Raw genomic sequence first — 16,145 nt, forward strand, 5'->3', positions numbered from 1 at the left:
GCCAGGAAGGGGCTCGGTCATGAAAATCAGAAGAGGCGGTTATGCTTCACGCATGTTGGTGTGCATTGCCGCTCTTATTTCGCTAACTTTACTCGGCGGCTGTATGTATCCGAAAGAAATGAAGAAAGAAAATCAGACAAATCCTAGTGAATACATAGCAGTTGTTCAGCAAAGTATCGAGACGTATCACCAGAAGAAAAGTGTCTACCCGATCAAGAACAGTGACATGGATACCCCGCTCTATGAGAAATATGTAATCGATTTTCAGAAATTGAAAAACAGCGGTTATTTGACGAACCTTCCCGCTAACGCTTACGAAAGCGGCGGGGATTATATGTATGTGCTTGTCGACCCCGAGGATAAGCCCAGAGTAAAAATGTTTGATCTGATCGCTTACCGGGCCGTTTCGGATATCCAGAAGAAGGTTTACGATTATTTCGGCAAAAATAATGCGGCCGTGCCTGGCGGTGAATTGTATTCTCCCGGCTTTTATTATGTTGATTTCGATAAGCTGAACATGAAGGCGCCTGAGATTAAAAGCGTGTTTAACCGCCAGAGTCTTATTCATTTTCTGGTCCACGAGACAGGTAAAGTAGCCATTGATTATGGCCCGGATCTTGCCGGCCTTATCAGAGAGAAGCAGCTTCAACCGACTTTGAAGAAGGGCCAAAAGCTGCTTCCGCTTCTTGTAGAGGAAGGTCATTTCGTACCGATTCAATCGTTCGATTACGAATGGGATGCGGGCAAGCAGATACCGGTTCCAGTCATGAAATAACTTGTATATCTCGTAAAAGCCGAAACCTTGCGGCCCCTTTCTTGAAATTCGGAGAAGGGGGTTTTTGCTGTTTGCGCATAATCCTTCACGCGGGCTCATATATTTTTTCAGAGATGAATGCCTGGCATATTTCCATGACCGGCACATATATTGGTTACAAGTCCAAATGATGTACGAGTTATGTCGCATACGGATGGCAAAAGGAAGGCCGGCTAAAGAACGTATCGTGGCTCTCGCTTCATTTAACAACCTGTAGGAGGGATTCTCTTGGAGAAAGTGGATATCTTTAAAGACATTGCTGAGCGAACGGGAGGAGATATTTACCTGGGGGTCGTTGGAGCGGTCCGTACGGGAAAATCGACCTTCATTAAACGCTTCGTGGAATCCGTCGTACTGCCTAACATCCAGAGTGAAACCGATCGCATCAGAGCCACGGATGAGCTCCCGCAGAGTGCGGCAGGGCGCACGATTATGACGACCGAGCCGAAGTTCGTTCCGAATAATGCCGTGCAAATATCCGTGGCGGAGGGATTGAATGTAAACGTACGGCTGGTGGATTGTGTCGGCTATGCCGTTGAGGGAGCCAAGGGCTACGAAGATGAGAATGGTCCCCGTATGATTTCGACGCCATGGTTTGATGAGCCGATTCCATTCCAGGAAGCAGCTGAAATCGGAACGCGCAAAGTCATACAGGAGCACTCAACGCTCGGGGTTGTGGTTACAACGGATGGCACGATTTCCGATATTCCTCGTTCTTCCTACGTATTGGCTGAGGAGCGGGTCATTACGGAACTGAAAGAAGTCGGCAAGCCGTTCATCGTCGTGATTAATTCGCAGAAGCCTAACAGCGAACCGGCTCAGGAGCTCCGAAGCGAGCTGCAAAGCAAATATGACATTCCGGTAGTCACTATGAGTGTAGCTACGGCAGGCGAGGATGAAATGATCGGCGTGCTGAGGGAAGTCCTCTACGAATTCCCTGTGCACGAAGTGAATGTGAATCTGCCGAGCTGGGTCATGGTTCTTCCGGAGAAACACTGGCTGCGTACTCATTTTGAGAATTCTGTTCGAGACACCGTTCAAGATATCCGGCGTTTGCGCGATGTGGAGCGGGTCGTGGGACAATTCTCCGAATATGAGTTCATTGACCGTGCAGCTCTTGCAGGAATGAATATGGGGCAGGGTGTAGCCGAAATCGACCTGTATGCACCGGATGAGCTCTACGATAAAATTCTGGTCGAAGTAGTAGGCGTAGAGATTCGTGGGAAAGATCACCTGCTGCAGTTGATGCAGGAGTTTACGCATGCCAAGAGGGAGTACGACCAGTTCGCAGAGGCTCTTGAAATGGTCAAAACGACGGGCTACGGCATCGCACCGCCAACGCTGGCTGAGATGGCACTCGATGAGCCTGAGCTCATTCGTCAAGGTTCACGCTTCGGAGTAAGGCTCAAGGCTACCGCTCCTTCCATTCACATGATCCGCGTCGACGTAGAATCGGAATTCTCGCCGATTATCGGTACAGAGAAACAGAGTGAAGAGCTGGTCCGCTATCTGATGCAGGATTTTGAGGACAATCCGCTTAAAATATGGGAATCGGACATTTTTGGCCGCTCTCTTCATTCCATCGTACGCGAAGGTATTCAAGGCAAGCTGGCGATGATGCCGGACAATGCCCGCTACAAGCTCCAGGAAACGCTCGGACGTATCATTAACGAAGGTTCAGGCGGCCTGATCGCAATTATCTTGTAAGTGGCCGGAACTACTTGACATTTCTATGATTCTAGTGAACAAAACAAGGATATTTTCAAGAGAACCATCGGTTCTCCAAGAATATCCTTGTTTTTTTGTGCATTTTCCACAAAAACACCCCCCTAGACTTGAAATAAGCTCACACGTATATTACTATAAGTTTGTTCGTTTTCCTCTGTACTCGTTTTTCGTTGATGGGACTGGGGTTTTGGCCCAGTTCATGTATATTTTTTGACGAAACGGTGAAAACAGAAAGTAACAACGATTTAGTAGATATTTTGGGAGGGAGGTGAAAGGCATGAATAAATCCGAACTGATTGCTAAAGTATCTGAGACCTCCGAGCTTTCCAAGAAGGATGCGACGAAAGCGGTTGACGCTGTATTCGATGCAATCTCCGAAGCTCTGCAGCAGGGCGACAAAGTTCAACTGGTTGGTTTCGGTAATTTCGAAGTTCGCGAACGTTCCGCACGTAAAGGACGCAACCCGCAAACTGGCGATGAAATCGAAATCCCTGCCAGCAAGATTCCTGCTTTCAAACCTGGCAAAGCGTTGAGAGACGGCATTCAATAATCGCTTCTCTACATACGATTCAGAAGAAGACAACCGTGTGCCTAATAAGGCGCGCGGTTGTCTTTTTAGCAATCGGGCATTTATTTAACTAAAATTTAACTAAATGGAAGAACAGAAATGTAACAATCCTAATTAGTAGGCCTAAAGTCACAAAAAATTATTGATAAAAACCTTATGCAGAGTTATAATTCCCTTTGGCAAATAATTCCTGGCAGTATAAAGAGAGTTCCGGGAAAAGAGAACATAAAGGGGTCTGCTAACATGTCAAAATTGTTGAAGTTTCTATGTTTAATCGCTATATTCATGGTTTCGATTCCTTTAGAATCCCATGCGGCAAACAGCAGCTATCAATTGTTCGTGAATGATAAAAAATTCGAGGGCCAGTATCAGCCGATCGTCCGCAACAATGCCATCTATGTGCCTATGTGGGGAGTGTTATCGGAGCTGGGTATTTCTCCGGAATGGGATGAGAAGTATCGCACGTTTAGAGTGAACACCTCTTCCGGTGTCGTTTTCTTTAAGACCAACAGTCCTATGATCATCAGAACGGAACTCAATGTGAACAATTTCGATGGAGGAGACACAAGCCAATCGAGTGACAAAAAATTCGGCCGGGAAGTTCTCCGTTTGAATTATTATCCGATTGCGGTTAATGATGTGGTCTATATTCCGCTCGTGTTCATGACCAACTACTTGAATTTGAATGTGGTGTGGGGCGAGAACAATGATATTCAGATCAGCGGCGGGAATTTCAGCGTGGAACAAAATTTAAGGAACCTGTATAAAGCCTGGAACGATAAATTCGGTAAAACGGGAAATTCATACTCGAATTACTGGTATGCCTATAATTTTGAAAGCTTTCGCAGCAAGTATTTTAATACAGCCTTTATGTACTTTCCTCAACAGCTAGCGAATTACTCAGAGCTTGCCGAGTATTTTAATCAAGATCTGTGGGTCTACAAACCTTCCGATTTATTCTCGGATGTAGGACTTCCTAACCTAACGAAAGTAAAGATTACTTATATCGGTGACGGGGCGATTCTGGTTAATGACGGCAATTATGATTATACGGTTCCGATCAGCCCATTGGCTGAAGATTCAATATCGGGATTTTTAACCGAGAATCCTTACAAAACCTATAATTGGACGCAAAAGGCCTGGGATGCGATCCGTGCCGAAAAAATAATGGTTGGCATGAATCAAGATATGGTTGTGATGTCATGGGGGTATCCAAAACGTACGAATTCTTATGAAGGCCTTTATGGGACGTATTCTCAGTGGGTGTATTATTCGGATACCTACGTTTATTTCGAGGATGGGATACTTTCCTCTATTCAATATTAATATAGACATGAATAGATACATGGGGACCAGAAACCTCTTTACAACATCGCCGGACGAAATTATAATGATTTTATCATTCAAAACCCGATTACGGGTTACGGCGTCGGGGTATGGCGCAGTCTGGTAGCGCGCACCCTTGGGGTGGGTGAGGCCGTGGGTTCAAATCCCGCTACTCCGACCATTAAGCTGTACATACAAACAAGCTTTCGAGCAGGCCCAGGCCAATCGGAGGCTTTTTTTGTTCATGGCGTCTAAGGATGAGCGTTTATGTCTTAAAGCTGCAAGAATTTCAGCTGGATTCGCTTGGATTTACTCTTTTTTGGTAAAAGTGTGCGGCTATGTTACGATGAGCTTAACGGTATAAAGGAGGTCTGCAATGAACCAGCCTTTCAAAAAGCGTATATATTTATGGGGGACATTGTTTGCTGCATGTGCCATTGTCTTGTCGGGCTGTGATCAGCAGGTCACAACGGATCGCAGTAATCAAGAAAGCACAGCTGAAGGAAATAAACCGGTAGTGCCTAAGCTGCAAGAGATCAGTAAGACAGGCTATGATACGGAGATTGTTGCTTCCGGTCTTAACGTTCCTTGGGAGATCGCATTTGCGTCAGGCGATCGCATATATTTTACGGAACGACCAGGCAAGGTTCGCGTTATTCAAGGAGACAAGCTTCAGGAGAAGCCGCTTCTTACACTAGAGGAGCCTTTTGTCAGCAGCGGCGAGGGAGGCCTGCTCGGGCTGGCGCTTGATCCGGCTTTCGATACGAATTCATACTTATATGTCTACCATACCTACACCAGCGGTGCAGAGACCAGGAACAGGGTCCTGCGGCTGGTTCAGGAAGGGGATACCGCCCGTATTGACCGGACCTTGATTGACGGCATCCCGGGTGCGGAGAATCACAACGGGGGCCGGATTAAATTCGGGCCCGATGGAATGCTCTATATCACCGCCGGTGACAAATACGAGCCATCTCTCGCACAGGATCAGCAGAGTCTCGGCGGTAAAATTCTGAGAATCCGTCCGGACGGCACGATACCGGACGATAATCCATTCCCGGGTTCGCCTGTTTATTCCTGGGGGCATCGCAACGCCCAGGGGCTGGCATGGGAACCCGGCAGCGGGAATTTGTTCAGCTCCGAGCACGGCCAGTCGGCCCATGATGAGCTGAACGTCGTGATCCCGGGCGGCAACTACGGCTGGCCGCTCATCGAAGGGGACGAGACAACGGCCAAGGATGGCGTCTCGTCACCTGCGCTGATTCCCCCGCTGCTTCACAGCGGCCGGGATACATGGGCCCCTTCGGGCATGACATTCGTCACCCAGGGCCCCTGGAAGGGGCGCCTTGTCGCGGCAGGGCTCCGCGGTACGCGTTTGCTGGTCTTTAGCTTGGAAGCGGAGAAGAAGAGCGGACCGGCTGCTCAAGGAAGCCCGGGCGATGCCGGTAAGCCGCCTGTGTACCGCATTACGGCTGCAGAGTTGGCCTACAAGGACGTTTTCGGCAGGCTCCGTACGGTATCGGAAGGCAAAGACGGCTTCTTGTATCTGCTGACGAACAACCGTGACGGCCGCGGCAAACCCGCAGGAGATGACGATAAGATCATCCGTCTTAAGCCGTCAGCACCTTAGAAGGTTGGATAGAGGTTGACAGGCGCCGTCTTTTTAAGCATGATAAATTGTAAGCAATTTCGGCTAAGCAGCCTGGACATATGGGGGTAGAGCAATGGAACAGCAGGGCGATTATTTTATTATTAAAGCGAAAGAAAACGGCGTTCATGTAATCGGATTGACAAGAGGACAGGACACCCGCTTTCATCATACGGAGAAGCTCGATAAGGGCGAGGTCATGATTGCCCAATTCACAGAACACACTTCGGCAGTCAAAGTGCGCGGCAAAGCGATCATTATGACGAAATTCGGCAACGTGGAAACGGAACAATAATTTGCGCCGGCAGGCATAGCCTGCTTTTTTTCATTGTACAATGGGGTATAGACAGGAGGTGCCCCTGTACAATGAGAATGGATAAACGGATTGTTCTGGCAGCCGCCTTATGTGCGGCTATAGTTATGGCGATGAGCTCTGTTCCGCTGCTGGATAAGCTTGCTGTGAGCCAAAGAGCATATACCTGGCAGCATGTATCAGGCTCGGAATTGACGGAGCTTAATCTCGTGGATTACATGGCAGGGCTGCCGCTTCAGCTGCGGGTACGCAAAGTGGAACTAAATCATTCCATCTTGTCCGTCGATCTGCTGCTGCCTGGAAGTGCCGAACCTAGAGTCGTCTATGGGGATCTTTACCGGCTGGCGCAGTCCTCCCTCCAGCGGACGTCGAACATTAGCCGGGTATTGATCCGTGTGCTGGAGTATGGCCGGGATCCCGGAGCCCCGGGGCCGCAGCTTGTTATAGCTATGGAAGCGGCCAGGGAACAGGCCAAGAGACTTGCTCCGCTCCAATCGTTTGAGACGCAGCAGCTGCTGGCGGGCGAACTTAAGCGGAGATTTCAGCTGACCTATACTAAGAAATGGCAGCAGCGTTACCCGGAATAAATGCTTGTGCGCCATTCAAAAGGTTATGCTATAATTGCTTAGATACGATCTAGGAAATAGGCACATGTACGGAGGCTTTTTGTATGAATTCATATCGGATCCCCGAGATCGCTAAACAATATACGGATTATGACATGATCCGGCTGCATACGGATCTGCCTGATTTTCCAGAATTTCGGGCGAGATTGCTGTATGCTTTTTTGAGCAGGGATTCCCGGCTGAATTCTTCATCCGAACTGTTTGCTCTCGTTACATCGCTTGTCCAGCTGGGACTCGATACGCATGACGAAGTGACGGTATCGAGTGACGTCAAGGAGAAGAAAGCGGCTAGATCCCGCCAGATGAAAGTACTCGCGGGCGATTACTTCAGCTCGCGTTTTTATCATTTATTATCTCAAGCCGGCCGGATTGACCTGATCATGAGACTTTCCACGGCTATATGCGACTTGAACAAACTTAAGACGGACTTTTACTTAACTATGAAGCAGCTCAAACTCACTTCTGAAGATTATCTTCGTCTCTCGGTTGAGATTAAATCGTATTTGTTCCGGGCTTTCGGCGGGCTGATGGACGAAGCTCACCGTCTTGTCTGGCCGGAGCTTCTATCCGATTTTACCCGTTGTGAAGTGATTTTCAAAGAGATCTTCCGCTGTGAGTCGTTGAATGATTTCGAAGGCAGCTGGGGGTACTGGCACATTCTCCAGCACGGCTCCAAAGATGAACGCAAACTCATTCAAGCAGGTGAAGAGGATCCGGGCAAGCTCCGTACCCTTCTGCACAAATATAACGTCCTTTCTCAGCTTTACGTTCTGCTTGATGATCAGCTGACCCAACTGGGGAACAAATTAAAGCAGCTGGATTCGGACAAGCTCGCAAGTGAACTGTTTCACATTGGCGAGCCGTTTTTTCGTTTTAATTCCAAGGCAAGATTACTCGAAGAAAGATAGGTGGGGGGGAGAGTCGTGCAGCAGGGCAAAACGAAAGAACAGTTTGTTCATTCGGTGTTTGAGAAAATCGCACCCAAATACGATTTAATGAACAGCATTCTAAGCTTCCGCAGGCATAAGGCCTGGCGGAAATTTACGATGGCCAAAATGCGAGTGAAACCGGGATCGCGTACAATTGATATTTGCTGCGGCACATGTGATTGGACTATTTCGTTAGCCGAGCAGAGCCAAACCGGGCCGACGGTCGGACTTGATTTCAGTCAGAATATGCTGGATTACGGAGCCGTAAAGGTCCGTGAGAAGGGGCTGGGCCAGCAAATCCGTCTTGTCCAGGGCAATGCGATGAGCCTGCCTTTTGAGGACAATTCGTTTGATTACGCGACGATCGGTTTTGCACTCCGCAACGTCCCGGACCTAAAGCAGGTTCTGCGGGAAATGCAGCGTGTGGTTAAGCCCGGAGGATTAGTCGTTTCGCTTGAACTGTCTCAACCAACCTGGAAGCCTTTCAGGTCCCTTTATTATTTTTATTTTCAAAAAGTGCTTCCGTTGCTGGGTAAACTAATTGCCAAATCCTATGATGAATACAAATGGCTCCCGGAATCACTTATACATTTTCCAGATCACAAGCAGCTTGCCGAAATTTTCCGCGGTACCGGACTTGAGAAGGTCGAAGCTTATCCGCTTACCGGTGGAATTGCAGCGCTGCACATGGGTGTGAAAGGGAATTCAAGTCAGGAGAGTCAGCCAGATGCAGCAATTCATTCGTAAAGTTAAAATATTTCTGGAAATGATCAAATTTGAACATTCCATTTTTGCCCTGCCGTTTGCATATATGGGAGCTATTCTCGGAGCGGTTGTCCTGACGGGGGAACTGCCGGAGTGGTCTAAGATTGGTTGGGTTACACTTGCCATGATTGGAGCCCGTACGGCTGCCATGTCGCTCAATCGTGTGATCGATAAGAAATATGATAAGAAGAATCCGCGTACTGCGGGCAGGGCTATTCCGGCCGGTCTTATTTCGATTACGGAGGTTATGCTGTTCGTCGCGCTATCCTTCCTTCTGCTCTTCTGGTCGGCTGCTCAGCTTAATATGCTGTCTGTCTACCTGCTGCCGGTCGCGGTCTTCTTTCTTGTTTTCTACTCGTATACCAAACGCTTTACCTGGGCCTGCCACTTCGTACTCGGTATTACGCTCGGCCTGGCGCCTCTAGGCGGCTGGGTGGCGATTACAGGTGAAATTACGCTGGCATCTCTTGTGTTATTTATAACCGTTGCCATGTGGAGCGCAGGCTTCGATCTGATCTATGCTTGCCAGGACGTGGAGTTTGACCGTGAGGAGGGACTTCATTCATTTCCCGGCCGATTCGGAATTCCAACGGCGTTAATTACCGCTAAAATCCTTCATGTGCTGACGGCAGTCGGGCTGATCGCGCTGTTCTTTATGACTAGTTTAAGCTGGTTATATTTAGTCGGCATTCTTATTGCTTATATTATTTTGTTTTATGAGCACAGGCTTGTATCGCCCAAAGATTTGTCCAAACTCAATACGGCTTTCTTTACGATGAACGGGGTACTCAGTGCAGTTGTGTTTACTTTCACGTTGATCGACGTCCTGATGGAGTCTTTTAAATGAAGAAAGGCTGGGTTGTCGGAATAACGGGGGCGAGCGGTGCTGCTTATGGGGTCACGCTAGTTAAGGAGCTGCTTTCAAGAAGTCTGCCTGTCCACCTTGTTATTACAGAGGCAGGGTGGCGGGTGCTTCACGAAGAGCTGGATTGGGTCGTTACCAGACGCAAGGAGACGCTGGACGCTGAATTTGGCGGATACCCGGCTTCCTATGAATATCATTCTGTGAAAGATATTGGAGCAAGCATTGCAAGCGGCTCGTTCCGGACCGAAGGCATGGTAGTGATTCCATGTTCTATGGGAACACTATCGGGGATATCGCGCGGTGCATCGGATAATCTGCTTGAACGCACAGCGGATGTTATGCTCAAAGAAGGGCGCAGGCTTATTCTTGTTCCCCGCGAAACGCCGCTGCATGCGATCCACCTGGAGAACATGCTGACTTTGGCAAGAATGGGCGTCCGGCTTATTCCGGCTATGCCGGCTTTTTATCAGCGTCCTGAGACGATAGAAGATATCATTTCCTTTCTGGTGGGGAAGGTACTAGACAACATGGACTTGGATCATGAACTGTTCAGAAGATGGGGAGAAGGCAATGACTACAACAGAGAACAAACTGAGGATCGGAAGGATTGATTTTACTAACGTCTGGCCAGTGTTTCATCACTTTCCGATGCATGCAATGGGCAATTCAATTGAGTTTGTCAAACAAGTGCCGACAGGACTGAACCGCGCGCTTGCAGCCGGTGAAATAGACATGAGTGCGATTTCATCGTTTGCATACGGGGAGTCGTTCAAAGATTATGTGCTTCTTCCGGATTTATCCGTAAGCGCATTGGGTCCGGTAAATTCACTCCTTCTCTTTCACAAAAAACCGATTGAGGAACTTAGGAACGGCAGGATTGCTCTGCCCACGACTTCGGCCACAACGAATAATTTGCTGAAAATCATTATGGAAAAAAAATACGGCGGCAAGCCCGCCTACACATACGCCCGTCCGGATTTGGATGAAATGATGCCGGAGCATGACGGGGCACTGCTTATCGGAGATCATGCAATTAAGGCAAGCTGGCTGGATAACGGGTATACCGTCACGGACCTGGGACAAGAATGGAAAGACTGGACAGGCCGCTGGATGTCATTTGCCGTCTGGGCTGTACGCAAATCAACCATTGAACGCTCCCCGGAGCTTGTGAAGAAAGTATGGGACGGGTTTGTTGAGAGCAAGAGGAAGTCCCTTCAGGATTTAACCGGCGTTGTGAGTGAAGCCGTACGTACGATCGGCGGCACCGAAACTTACTGGCACCATTATTTCAGTCATCTGTGTTATGAGTTTGGTCCTGACCAGTGGAGCGGCCTTGAGCTGTATTACCAGTATGCGTGGGAACTTGGCTTTTTACCGGAGCAGGTGCCTATTCAGATTTGGTCTGATATTACGAGGGTGCGGGTGACAGAATGAAAATTCTTAACATATATGTTCGGAAGAAAAAAGACGTGGGCGTAATTGAGCGCGAACTGGAAGCGCATCTGCAGACGGATCACGCACTGCTGACTGAAACGTCCATGCATTTACTCAAGGCCGGGGGCAAACGAATCCGGCCTGTTCTCGTCCTGTTAGCTGGTGAATTCGGCCGTTATGATATCCAGCAGCTCAAATACATCGCGGTCCCGCTGGAGCTGTTTCATTCCGCATCTCTTGTACATGATGATGTAATCGATGATTCGGATAAACGCCGCGGGCAAGATACCGTCAGAGCCAAATGGGACAACCGCATCGCGATGTATACAGGTGACTATATTTTTGCTAAAGGTCTGGAAATTGTGGCTCACGTTGACAATCCGCGTGTGCACCAAATTTTATCCAAAGCCCTGGTAGAGATGTCAATCGGTGAAATGGAGCAAATCCGGTTCTTTTTTCGCCCGGATCAGAGCCTGCGTGATTATCTTCTGCGGATTAAGCGTAAAACAGCTCTTCTTATCGCGATCTCCTGCCAGCTCGGTGCTATGGCTGCACATGCTCCGGAGTCTGTATCTAACCGTCTGTATTCGTTCGGTTACAACGTTGGTTTGGCCTTTCAGATCCGCGATGATATACTGGACTTGTGCGGCACGGAGAAAGAAATCGGCAAACCGCCCGGGAGTGACATTAAACAAGGCAACATTACACTGCCGGTCATATTTGCCCTGCAGGATGAGAAACTGCGTCCGCACATTCAGGCTGAGCTGAGACGTATTCACGAAGCGGACGGTCAGACGGATGTCAGCCGGGTGCTGGATATGATCCGCCGCAGCGGCGGGATTGAGCGGGCGAGCGCGCTCGCAGACCGCTATATAGCCAAAGCTATCGAGGCGCTTGAGCCTTTGCCGGACATCCGGGCTAAGCAGGACCTTATTCAGGTGGCGCATTTCATAGCCAACCGTTCGCATTGAACCCGAATTGGTGAGCGGTACTTTTCCTTGTAGGTCTAGTGTGCAATTCTTCATTGTATCTGTAATAAAACCCCTGTACAGTAAGGGCAGGAAAACATGACTACCAGATGGAGGCAAATGACATGGAAAAAACATTTCTTATGGTAAAACCAGACGGTGTCCAGCGCGGATTGATTGGCGAAATTATCAAAAGGCTGGAACAAAAAGGCTTTCAATTGGTAGCCGGCAAATTGATGCTGATGACAAAGGAGCAGGCTGAGGAGCACTATGCCGAGCATAAAGGTAAAGACTTCTTCGAGCCGCTTGTTGAATTTATTACATCAGGACCTGTCTTTGCAATGGTATGGCAGGGAGAGCAGGTTATTGCACTTTCCCGGATTCTAAATGGCAAAACCAATGTGCTCGAAGCAGCACCGGGAACGATTCGCGGCGATTTCGCATTACATACGAGACTTAACCTGATTCACGGTTCGGATTCTGTTGAAAGCGCTGAACGTGAAATCAACCATTTCTTCAAACCGGAAGAAGTTCTGGATTATAAACGCGACGTATCCCGCTGGCTGTAAGATCGACATACGCGCTTGAAGAAAAGATATGGGCACAATCGGCTCATATCTTTTTCTTTTAAGCAGGAATTTAGATGAGTCTCATGGAATATTTCACGGACGATTACATCAGAGGTGGGATACGGATTGGAGACCGATGACTTTCCATTGTTCATACGTAAGATTAAAGAATTTACTTCCATTGATCTCGCTTTATACAAAGAAGCGCAGATGAAGCGGCGTTTAACGACTCTGCGCACCAAGAAAGGGTATGATACCTTCCTGGCGTATTACGAAGCATTGACCAAAGACAAAGCATTGTTTCATGAGTTTTTGGATCGCATGACCATTAATGTATCAGAATTCTGGAGGAATCCGAATCGCTGGGAAGTGCTTGAGAGTAAGTTTCTCCCTGAGCTTAGAGCTGTGAGCCGCAATCTTAAAGTCTGGAGTGCCGCATGCTCTACAGGGGAAGAGCCCTACACATTGGCGATGATCTTGGCGCAGCAGGGCGCTTTACGGGATACCTCAGTATTGGCAACCGATATTGACGACGGGGCCATTGAGAAAGCCCGCCGCGGCATTTATGTGGAACGTTCTCTTAAAGACGTACCTGCCGCTTACGTTCAAACGTATTTTAAACAAGAGCAAACCGTATATCATATTGCAGATGAGCTCAAGAAAGCCGTCAGATTTCAAAAGCAGAATCTTCTTGAGGACCGGTTCGATTCGGGATTCGATTTGATTATATGCCGGAATGTGATTATTTATTTTACGGAAGAAGCGAAAGACAGGCTGTATCAGAAGTTTTCCAAAGCGCTGAAACCGGGCGGCATTTTGTTCGTTGGCTCCACAGAGCAGATTTTTTCACCGGCTCAATACGATCTTGAACCCGCAGATACCTTTTTTTACCGTAAAAAAGGGAAGTAGAAGTATAACTTTTCCCATTCTTACCCATACTTGGAGTACCGTCTCTCAAGGAGGACTGACATGGATAAACGAAAAGTGATTTCTGCTTATCGACGGGGGTTCATCACCATGCAGGAATGCGCTCAGATTCTTGGAACAGATTCTGTTCAGATTCTAGGCATGATGAATGATCCGAAAATGGTGGAGCCGATTGGGCCCAGGCAGAAGCAGTCTGCAGGGGGATAATCATCCGCTCTCATTTCGGAGAAGACAAAGGCCGATGGAACACGCTTTGTGCCGCTGACGGGCAAGGCGTGTTTTTTGCGTGCGCGGTTGTCAAACGCAGGGTGGTATACTATAATGATAGAAAAACTTAGTCGCTTGAAAGCGCTAAAGTGTCCTTGGCACGATTAGCGCTCGGATTAGGGAGGGAGCAAGATTGTGAGATATTTAACGGCGGGGGAAACACATGGTCCGCAGCTGACCGCGATTATTGAAGGATTTCCAAGTAATATAACGATTGATTTTGAGGCAATGAATCATCAATTACATAGACGGCAAAAAGGTCATGGCCGGGGACGCCGGATGCAGATCGAGAAAGATACAGCAAGTATCGTAGGCGGAGTACGTCACGGCAGAACTACCGGGGCTCCGATCGCTCTTGTTGTTGAGAATAATGACTGGAAACATTGGACGTCAATTATGAACATCGAAGAACAGCCGGATACGGTGGAAGGCAAGCGCAGAGTAAACCGCCCGCGTCCGGGTCATGCGGATTTGAGCGGCGGACTTAAATATAACCAGCGCGACCTCCGGAATATTCTGGAACGTTCGAGCGCTCGCGAGACGACTATGCGCGTCGCATGCGGAGCCGTTGCCCGTCAGCTTCTGGAGGAGTTCGGAATCAAGCTGGCAAGCCACGTCGTACGGATTGGAGAAGTCGAAGCTAAAGCTCCTGAACTGCCGATAGATGAGCTGATCCGCATAACCGAGGAGTCGCCTGTCCGGGTTGTCGACGCGGAGGCAGAGGCTGCGATGGTTGCAGCCATTGATGCGGCCAAAGCGGACGGCGATACCTTGGGAGGTATCGTTGAAGTTATCGTAGAAGGCGCACCAGTGGGTCTGGGAAGCCATGTCCAGTGGGATCGTAAGCTCGACGGAAGAATCGCACAAGCCGTTTTGTCCATTCAAGCTTTTAAAGGCTGTGAAATCGGTATTGGTTTCGAAGCGGCTAAGCTTCGCGGTTCCAAGGTGCATGATGCCATTCATTTTGATGAGAATAGCGGCTTTCACCGCGCAACGAACCGTGCGGGAGGATTCGAAGGCGGCATGACTACCGGAGAACCTATCGTTGTCCGCGGCGTTATGAAGCCAATCTCCACTTTATACAAACCGCTGCAAAGCGTTGATATCGACACGAAAGAGCCTTTCACTGCCCAAGTCGAACGCTCAGACACCTGCGCAGTGCCGGCAGCAGGCGTTATTATGGAGAATGTCGTCGCTTGGGAAGTCGCTCAGGCATTCATGGAGAAATTCGGAGGGGATTCCCTCGAAGAGATCCGCCGTAACTATGAGAGCTACTTGAAGCAAGTGGAGAGCTATTAAGATGATGGAGCTAAAGGTTGATCTGGGCGAGCGATCTTATCCGATCTACCTCGGGGAAGGTTTGCTCCAAGAGGCGTCCGCTTATTTCGACAAGCACGGAGTAAGCAAACGCTCCCCGATTCTAATCGTTACGGATGATTCCGTAGCCGGCTATCATTTGCAGCCTGTTAAGGACGGATTGCAAGCCGGAGGATACAATGTGCATTCATTTGTTGTCCCTTCCGGCGAAGCATCCAAATCCCTTCATATGCTGGAGCGGATTGTGACGGCATCGCTGGAAGCGGGTCTTGACCGCAAATCCGCGATTGTTGCACTAGGCGGAGGGGTTGTAGGGGATTTGGCCGGCTTTGCTGCTGCGAGTTTTATGCGGGGAATCGCATTCATTCAGATGCCGACTACAATTCTGGCTCATGATAGCAGTGTAGGCGGCAAAGTAGCGGTAAACCATCCGCTGGCGAAGAATATTATCGGTGCTTTTCACCAGCCAGAAATGGTCCTTTATGATGTATCTACGCTCGCTACGCTGCCTAAACGGGATATTTCAGCCGGCTTCTCGGAAATGATCAAACACGGTTTGATCTGGGATGCGGAGTTTACCGGGTGGCTTGAAGAGAACCGGGAGCGGCTGTTAGCCCTTGATCCTCAGGCGCTCCAGTACGGATTATACCAGGGCTGCCGGGTTAAATCGCTGGTTGTCTCCGAGGATGAGCGAGAGAACGGCCTGCGAGCCATCCTTAATCTGGGCCACACCATTGGCCACGCTTTGGAGGCAGTTGCAGGATACAATGAGCTTCTGCATGGTGAGGCGATTTCTATCGGAATGGTCGGTTCTGCGAGACTTGCGATGAAACTCGGCTATTCCGAAGAAATTTATACGGTAACGAAGCGGGTGCTTCAAGATTTCGGTTTGCCGGTTCGGCTTCCTGAACATTACGATACAGCCCAAATCATGAACGCAATGATGCACGACAAGAAGTTCAAGGAAGGCACCATGACGTTTGTTATTCCGACGGAGATCGGACGGGTTGAAATCCGGAGCGATGTCCGCCGTGAATGGGTTGAAGAAGTTGTGGAACAATTGAAGCGGGAGGCATAATTC

General features: G+C 48.9%; 18 protein-coding genes and 1 tRNA gene. All 19 read left to right on the plus strand.

Annotated elements, in window-relative coordinates; genetic code table 11:
- Nucleotides 1-19: 19 nt before the first annotated feature.
- The 19 genes from AR333_RS10855 to aroB all read left to right on the plus strand — a co-directional run bounded on the left by AR333_RS10855 (nt 20) and on the right by aroB (nt 16,142).
- Nucleotides 20-775, plus strand: a complete 756-nt coding sequence (locus AR333_RS10855) for a hypothetical protein (protein ID WP_253735808.1) — start codon at nt 20-22, stop codon at nt 773-775.
- Between the two features lie 267 nt (nt 776-1,042).
- The gene (gene spoIVA, locus AR333_RS10860) at nt 1,043-2,521 is read left to right on the plus strand and encodes a stage IV sporulation protein A (protein ID WP_068775389.1); all 1,479 of its coding nucleotides are present in this window, start codon (nt 1,043-1,045) and stop codon (nt 2,519-2,521) included.
- A 298-nt stretch (nt 2,522-2,819) separates the two neighbouring features.
- Nucleotides 2,820-3,092, plus strand: a complete 273-nt coding sequence (locus tag AR333_RS10865; protein WP_009671985.1) for an HU family DNA-binding protein — start codon at nt 2,820-2,822, stop codon at nt 3,090-3,092.
- A 261-nt stretch (nt 3,093-3,353) separates the two neighbouring features.
- Complete coding sequence (locus AR333_RS10870; RefSeq protein WP_068775390.1) at nt 3,354-4,436, plus strand: stalk domain-containing protein; 1,083 nt, start codon at nt 3,354-3,356, stop codon at nt 4,434-4,436.
- A 104-nt stretch (nt 4,437-4,540) separates the two neighbouring features.
- Nucleotides 4,541-4,617: transfer RNA gene (locus AR333_RS10875), tRNA-Pro, on the plus strand.
- A 195-nt stretch (nt 4,618-4,812) separates the two neighbouring features.
- On the plus strand, nt 4,813-6,066 hold the full coding sequence (locus AR333_RS10880; RefSeq protein WP_068775391.1) for a sorbosone dehydrogenase family protein: 1,254 nt from the start codon (nt 4,813-4,815) through the stop codon (nt 6,064-6,066).
- A gap of 94 nt (nt 6,067-6,160) precedes the next feature.
- Nucleotides 6,161-6,379: a trp RNA-binding attenuation protein MtrB gene (gene mtrB / locus AR333_RS10885; RefSeq protein ID WP_068775392.1), complete on the plus strand. Its 219-nt coding sequence runs from the start codon at nt 6,161-6,163 to the stop codon at nt 6,377-6,379.
- 71 nt (nt 6,380-6,450) lie between these two features.
- Nucleotides 6,451-6,984: a hypothetical protein gene (locus AR333_RS10890; protein WP_068775393.1), complete on the plus strand. Its 534-nt coding sequence runs from the start codon at nt 6,451-6,453 to the stop codon at nt 6,982-6,984.
- An 83-nt stretch (nt 6,985-7,067) separates the two neighbouring features.
- Nucleotides 7,068-7,931 carry a heptaprenyl diphosphate synthase component 1 gene (locus AR333_RS10895; protein ID WP_068775394.1) on the plus strand — a complete coding sequence of 288 codons (864 nt, stop codon included), beginning with the start codon at nt 7,068-7,070 and terminating at the stop codon, nt 7,929-7,931.
- A 15-nt stretch (nt 7,932-7,946) separates the two neighbouring features.
- The gene (locus tag AR333_RS10900) at nt 7,947-8,699 is read left to right on the plus strand and encodes a demethylmenaquinone methyltransferase (RefSeq protein ID WP_068775395.1); all 753 of its coding nucleotides are present in this window, start codon (nt 7,947-7,949) and stop codon (nt 8,697-8,699) included.
- Nucleotides 8,680-9,564 (plus strand): UbiA-like polyprenyltransferase, encoded by an 885-nt coding sequence (locus tag AR333_RS10905; protein WP_068775396.1) that lies wholly within the window; start codon nt 8,680-8,682, stop codon nt 9,562-9,564. Before AR333_RS10900 ends, AR333_RS10905 begins: the two co-directional genes overlap by 20 nt.
- Complete coding sequence (locus AR333_RS10910; RefSeq protein ID WP_068775397.1) at nt 9,561-10,193, plus strand: UbiX family flavin prenyltransferase; 633 nt, start codon at nt 9,561-9,563, stop codon at nt 10,191-10,193. The genes AR333_RS10905 and AR333_RS10910 overlap by 4 nt, the downstream gene beginning before the upstream one ends.
- Nucleotides 10,153-11,016, plus strand: coding sequence for a menaquinone biosynthesis protein (locus AR333_RS10915; protein ID WP_068775398.1), 864 nt, complete (start codon nt 10,153-10,155; stop codon nt 11,014-11,016). The genes AR333_RS10910 and AR333_RS10915 overlap by 41 nt, the downstream gene beginning before the upstream one ends.
- Nucleotides 11,013-11,987, plus strand: a complete 975-nt coding sequence (locus AR333_RS10920) for a polyprenyl synthetase family protein (protein WP_068775399.1) — start codon at nt 11,013-11,015, stop codon at nt 11,985-11,987. Before AR333_RS10915 ends, AR333_RS10920 begins: the two co-directional genes overlap by 4 nt.
- 122 nt (nt 11,988-12,109) lie before the next feature.
- Nucleotides 12,110-12,553 carry a nucleoside-diphosphate kinase gene (gene ndk, locus AR333_RS10925; RefSeq protein ID WP_068775400.1) on the plus strand — a complete coding sequence of 148 codons (444 nt, stop codon included), beginning with the start codon at nt 12,110-12,112 and terminating at the stop codon, nt 12,551-12,553.
- A 126-nt stretch (nt 12,554-12,679) separates the two neighbouring features.
- A complete protein-coding gene (locus tag AR333_RS10930; RefSeq protein WP_068775401.1) occupies nt 12,680-13,462 on the plus strand; it encodes a protein-glutamate O-methyltransferase CheR in 783 nt (260 codons plus the stop codon).
- 60 nt (nt 13,463-13,522) lie between these two features.
- Nucleotides 13,523-13,687 (plus strand): hypothetical protein, encoded by a 165-nt coding sequence (locus AR333_RS24955; protein WP_172798839.1) that lies wholly within the window; start codon nt 13,523-13,525, stop codon nt 13,685-13,687.
- Nucleotides 13,688-13,882: 195 nt separating this feature from the next.
- A complete protein-coding gene (aroC, locus tag AR333_RS10935) occupies nt 13,883-15,046 on the plus strand; it encodes a chorismate synthase (RefSeq protein ID WP_068775402.1) in 1,164 nt (387 codons plus the stop codon).
- A 1-nt stretch (nt 15,047) separates the two neighbouring features.
- Entirely contained in the window at nt 15,048-16,142 is a 1,095-nt protein-coding gene (gene aroB / locus AR333_RS10940) for a 3-dehydroquinate synthase (protein WP_068775403.1), read from the plus strand.
- Nucleotides 16,143-16,145: the final 3 nt, after the last annotated feature.

Source organism: Paenibacillus sp. FJAT-26967, assembly GCF_001541095.1.
Classification (GTDB): domain Bacteria; phylum Bacillota; class Bacilli; order Paenibacillales; family NBRC-103111; genus Paenibacillus_F.

Excerpts from the sequence above, each read along its gene's own strand:
- AR333_RS10855 (WP_253735808.1), top strand. The coding sequence starts at position 20 with ATGAAAATCAGAAGAGGCGGTTATGCTTCACGCATGTTGGTGTGCATT.
- AR333_RS10865 (WP_009671985.1), top strand. The coding sequence starts at position 2,820 with ATGAATAAATCCGAACTGATTGCTAAAGTATCTGAGACCTCCGAGCTT.
- AR333_RS10870 (WP_068775390.1), top strand. The coding sequence starts at position 3,354 with ATGTCAAAATTGTTGAAGTTTCTATGTTTAATCGCTATATTCATGGTT.
- AR333_RS10880 (WP_068775391.1), top strand. The coding sequence starts at position 4,813 with ATGAACCAGCCTTTCAAAAAGCGTATATATTTATGGGGGACATTGTTT.
- mtrB (WP_068775392.1), top strand. The coding sequence starts at position 6,161 with ATGGAACAGCAGGGCGATTATTTTATTATTAAAGCGAAAGAAAACGGC.
- AR333_RS10890 (WP_068775393.1), top strand. The coding sequence starts at position 6,451 with ATGAGAATGGATAAACGGATTGTTCTGGCAGCCGCCTTATGTGCGGCT.
- AR333_RS10895 (WP_068775394.1), top strand. The coding sequence starts at position 7,068 with ATGAATTCATATCGGATCCCCGAGATCGCTAAACAATATACGGATTAT.
- AR333_RS10905 (WP_068775396.1), top strand. The coding sequence starts at position 8,680 with ATGCAGCAATTCATTCGTAAAGTTAAAATATTTCTGGAAATGATCAAA.
- AR333_RS10910 (WP_068775397.1), top strand. The coding sequence starts at position 9,561 with ATGAAGAAAGGCTGGGTTGTCGGAATAACGGGGGCGAGCGGTGCTGCT.
- AR333_RS10915 (WP_068775398.1), top strand. The coding sequence starts at position 10,153 with ATGACTACAACAGAGAACAAACTGAGGATCGGAAGGATTGATTTTACT.
- AR333_RS10920 (WP_068775399.1), top strand. The coding sequence starts at position 11,013 with ATGAAAATTCTTAACATATATGTTCGGAAGAAAAAAGACGTGGGCGTA.
- ndk (WP_068775400.1), top strand. The coding sequence starts at position 12,110 with ATGGAAAAAACATTTCTTATGGTAAAACCAGACGGTGTCCAGCGCGGA.
- AR333_RS24955 (WP_172798839.1), top strand. The coding sequence starts at position 13,523 with ATGGATAAACGAAAAGTGATTTCTGCTTATCGACGGGGGTTCATCACC.
- aroB (WP_068775403.1), top strand. The coding sequence starts at position 15,048 with ATGATGGAGCTAAAGGTTGATCTGGGCGAGCGATCTTATCCGATCTAC.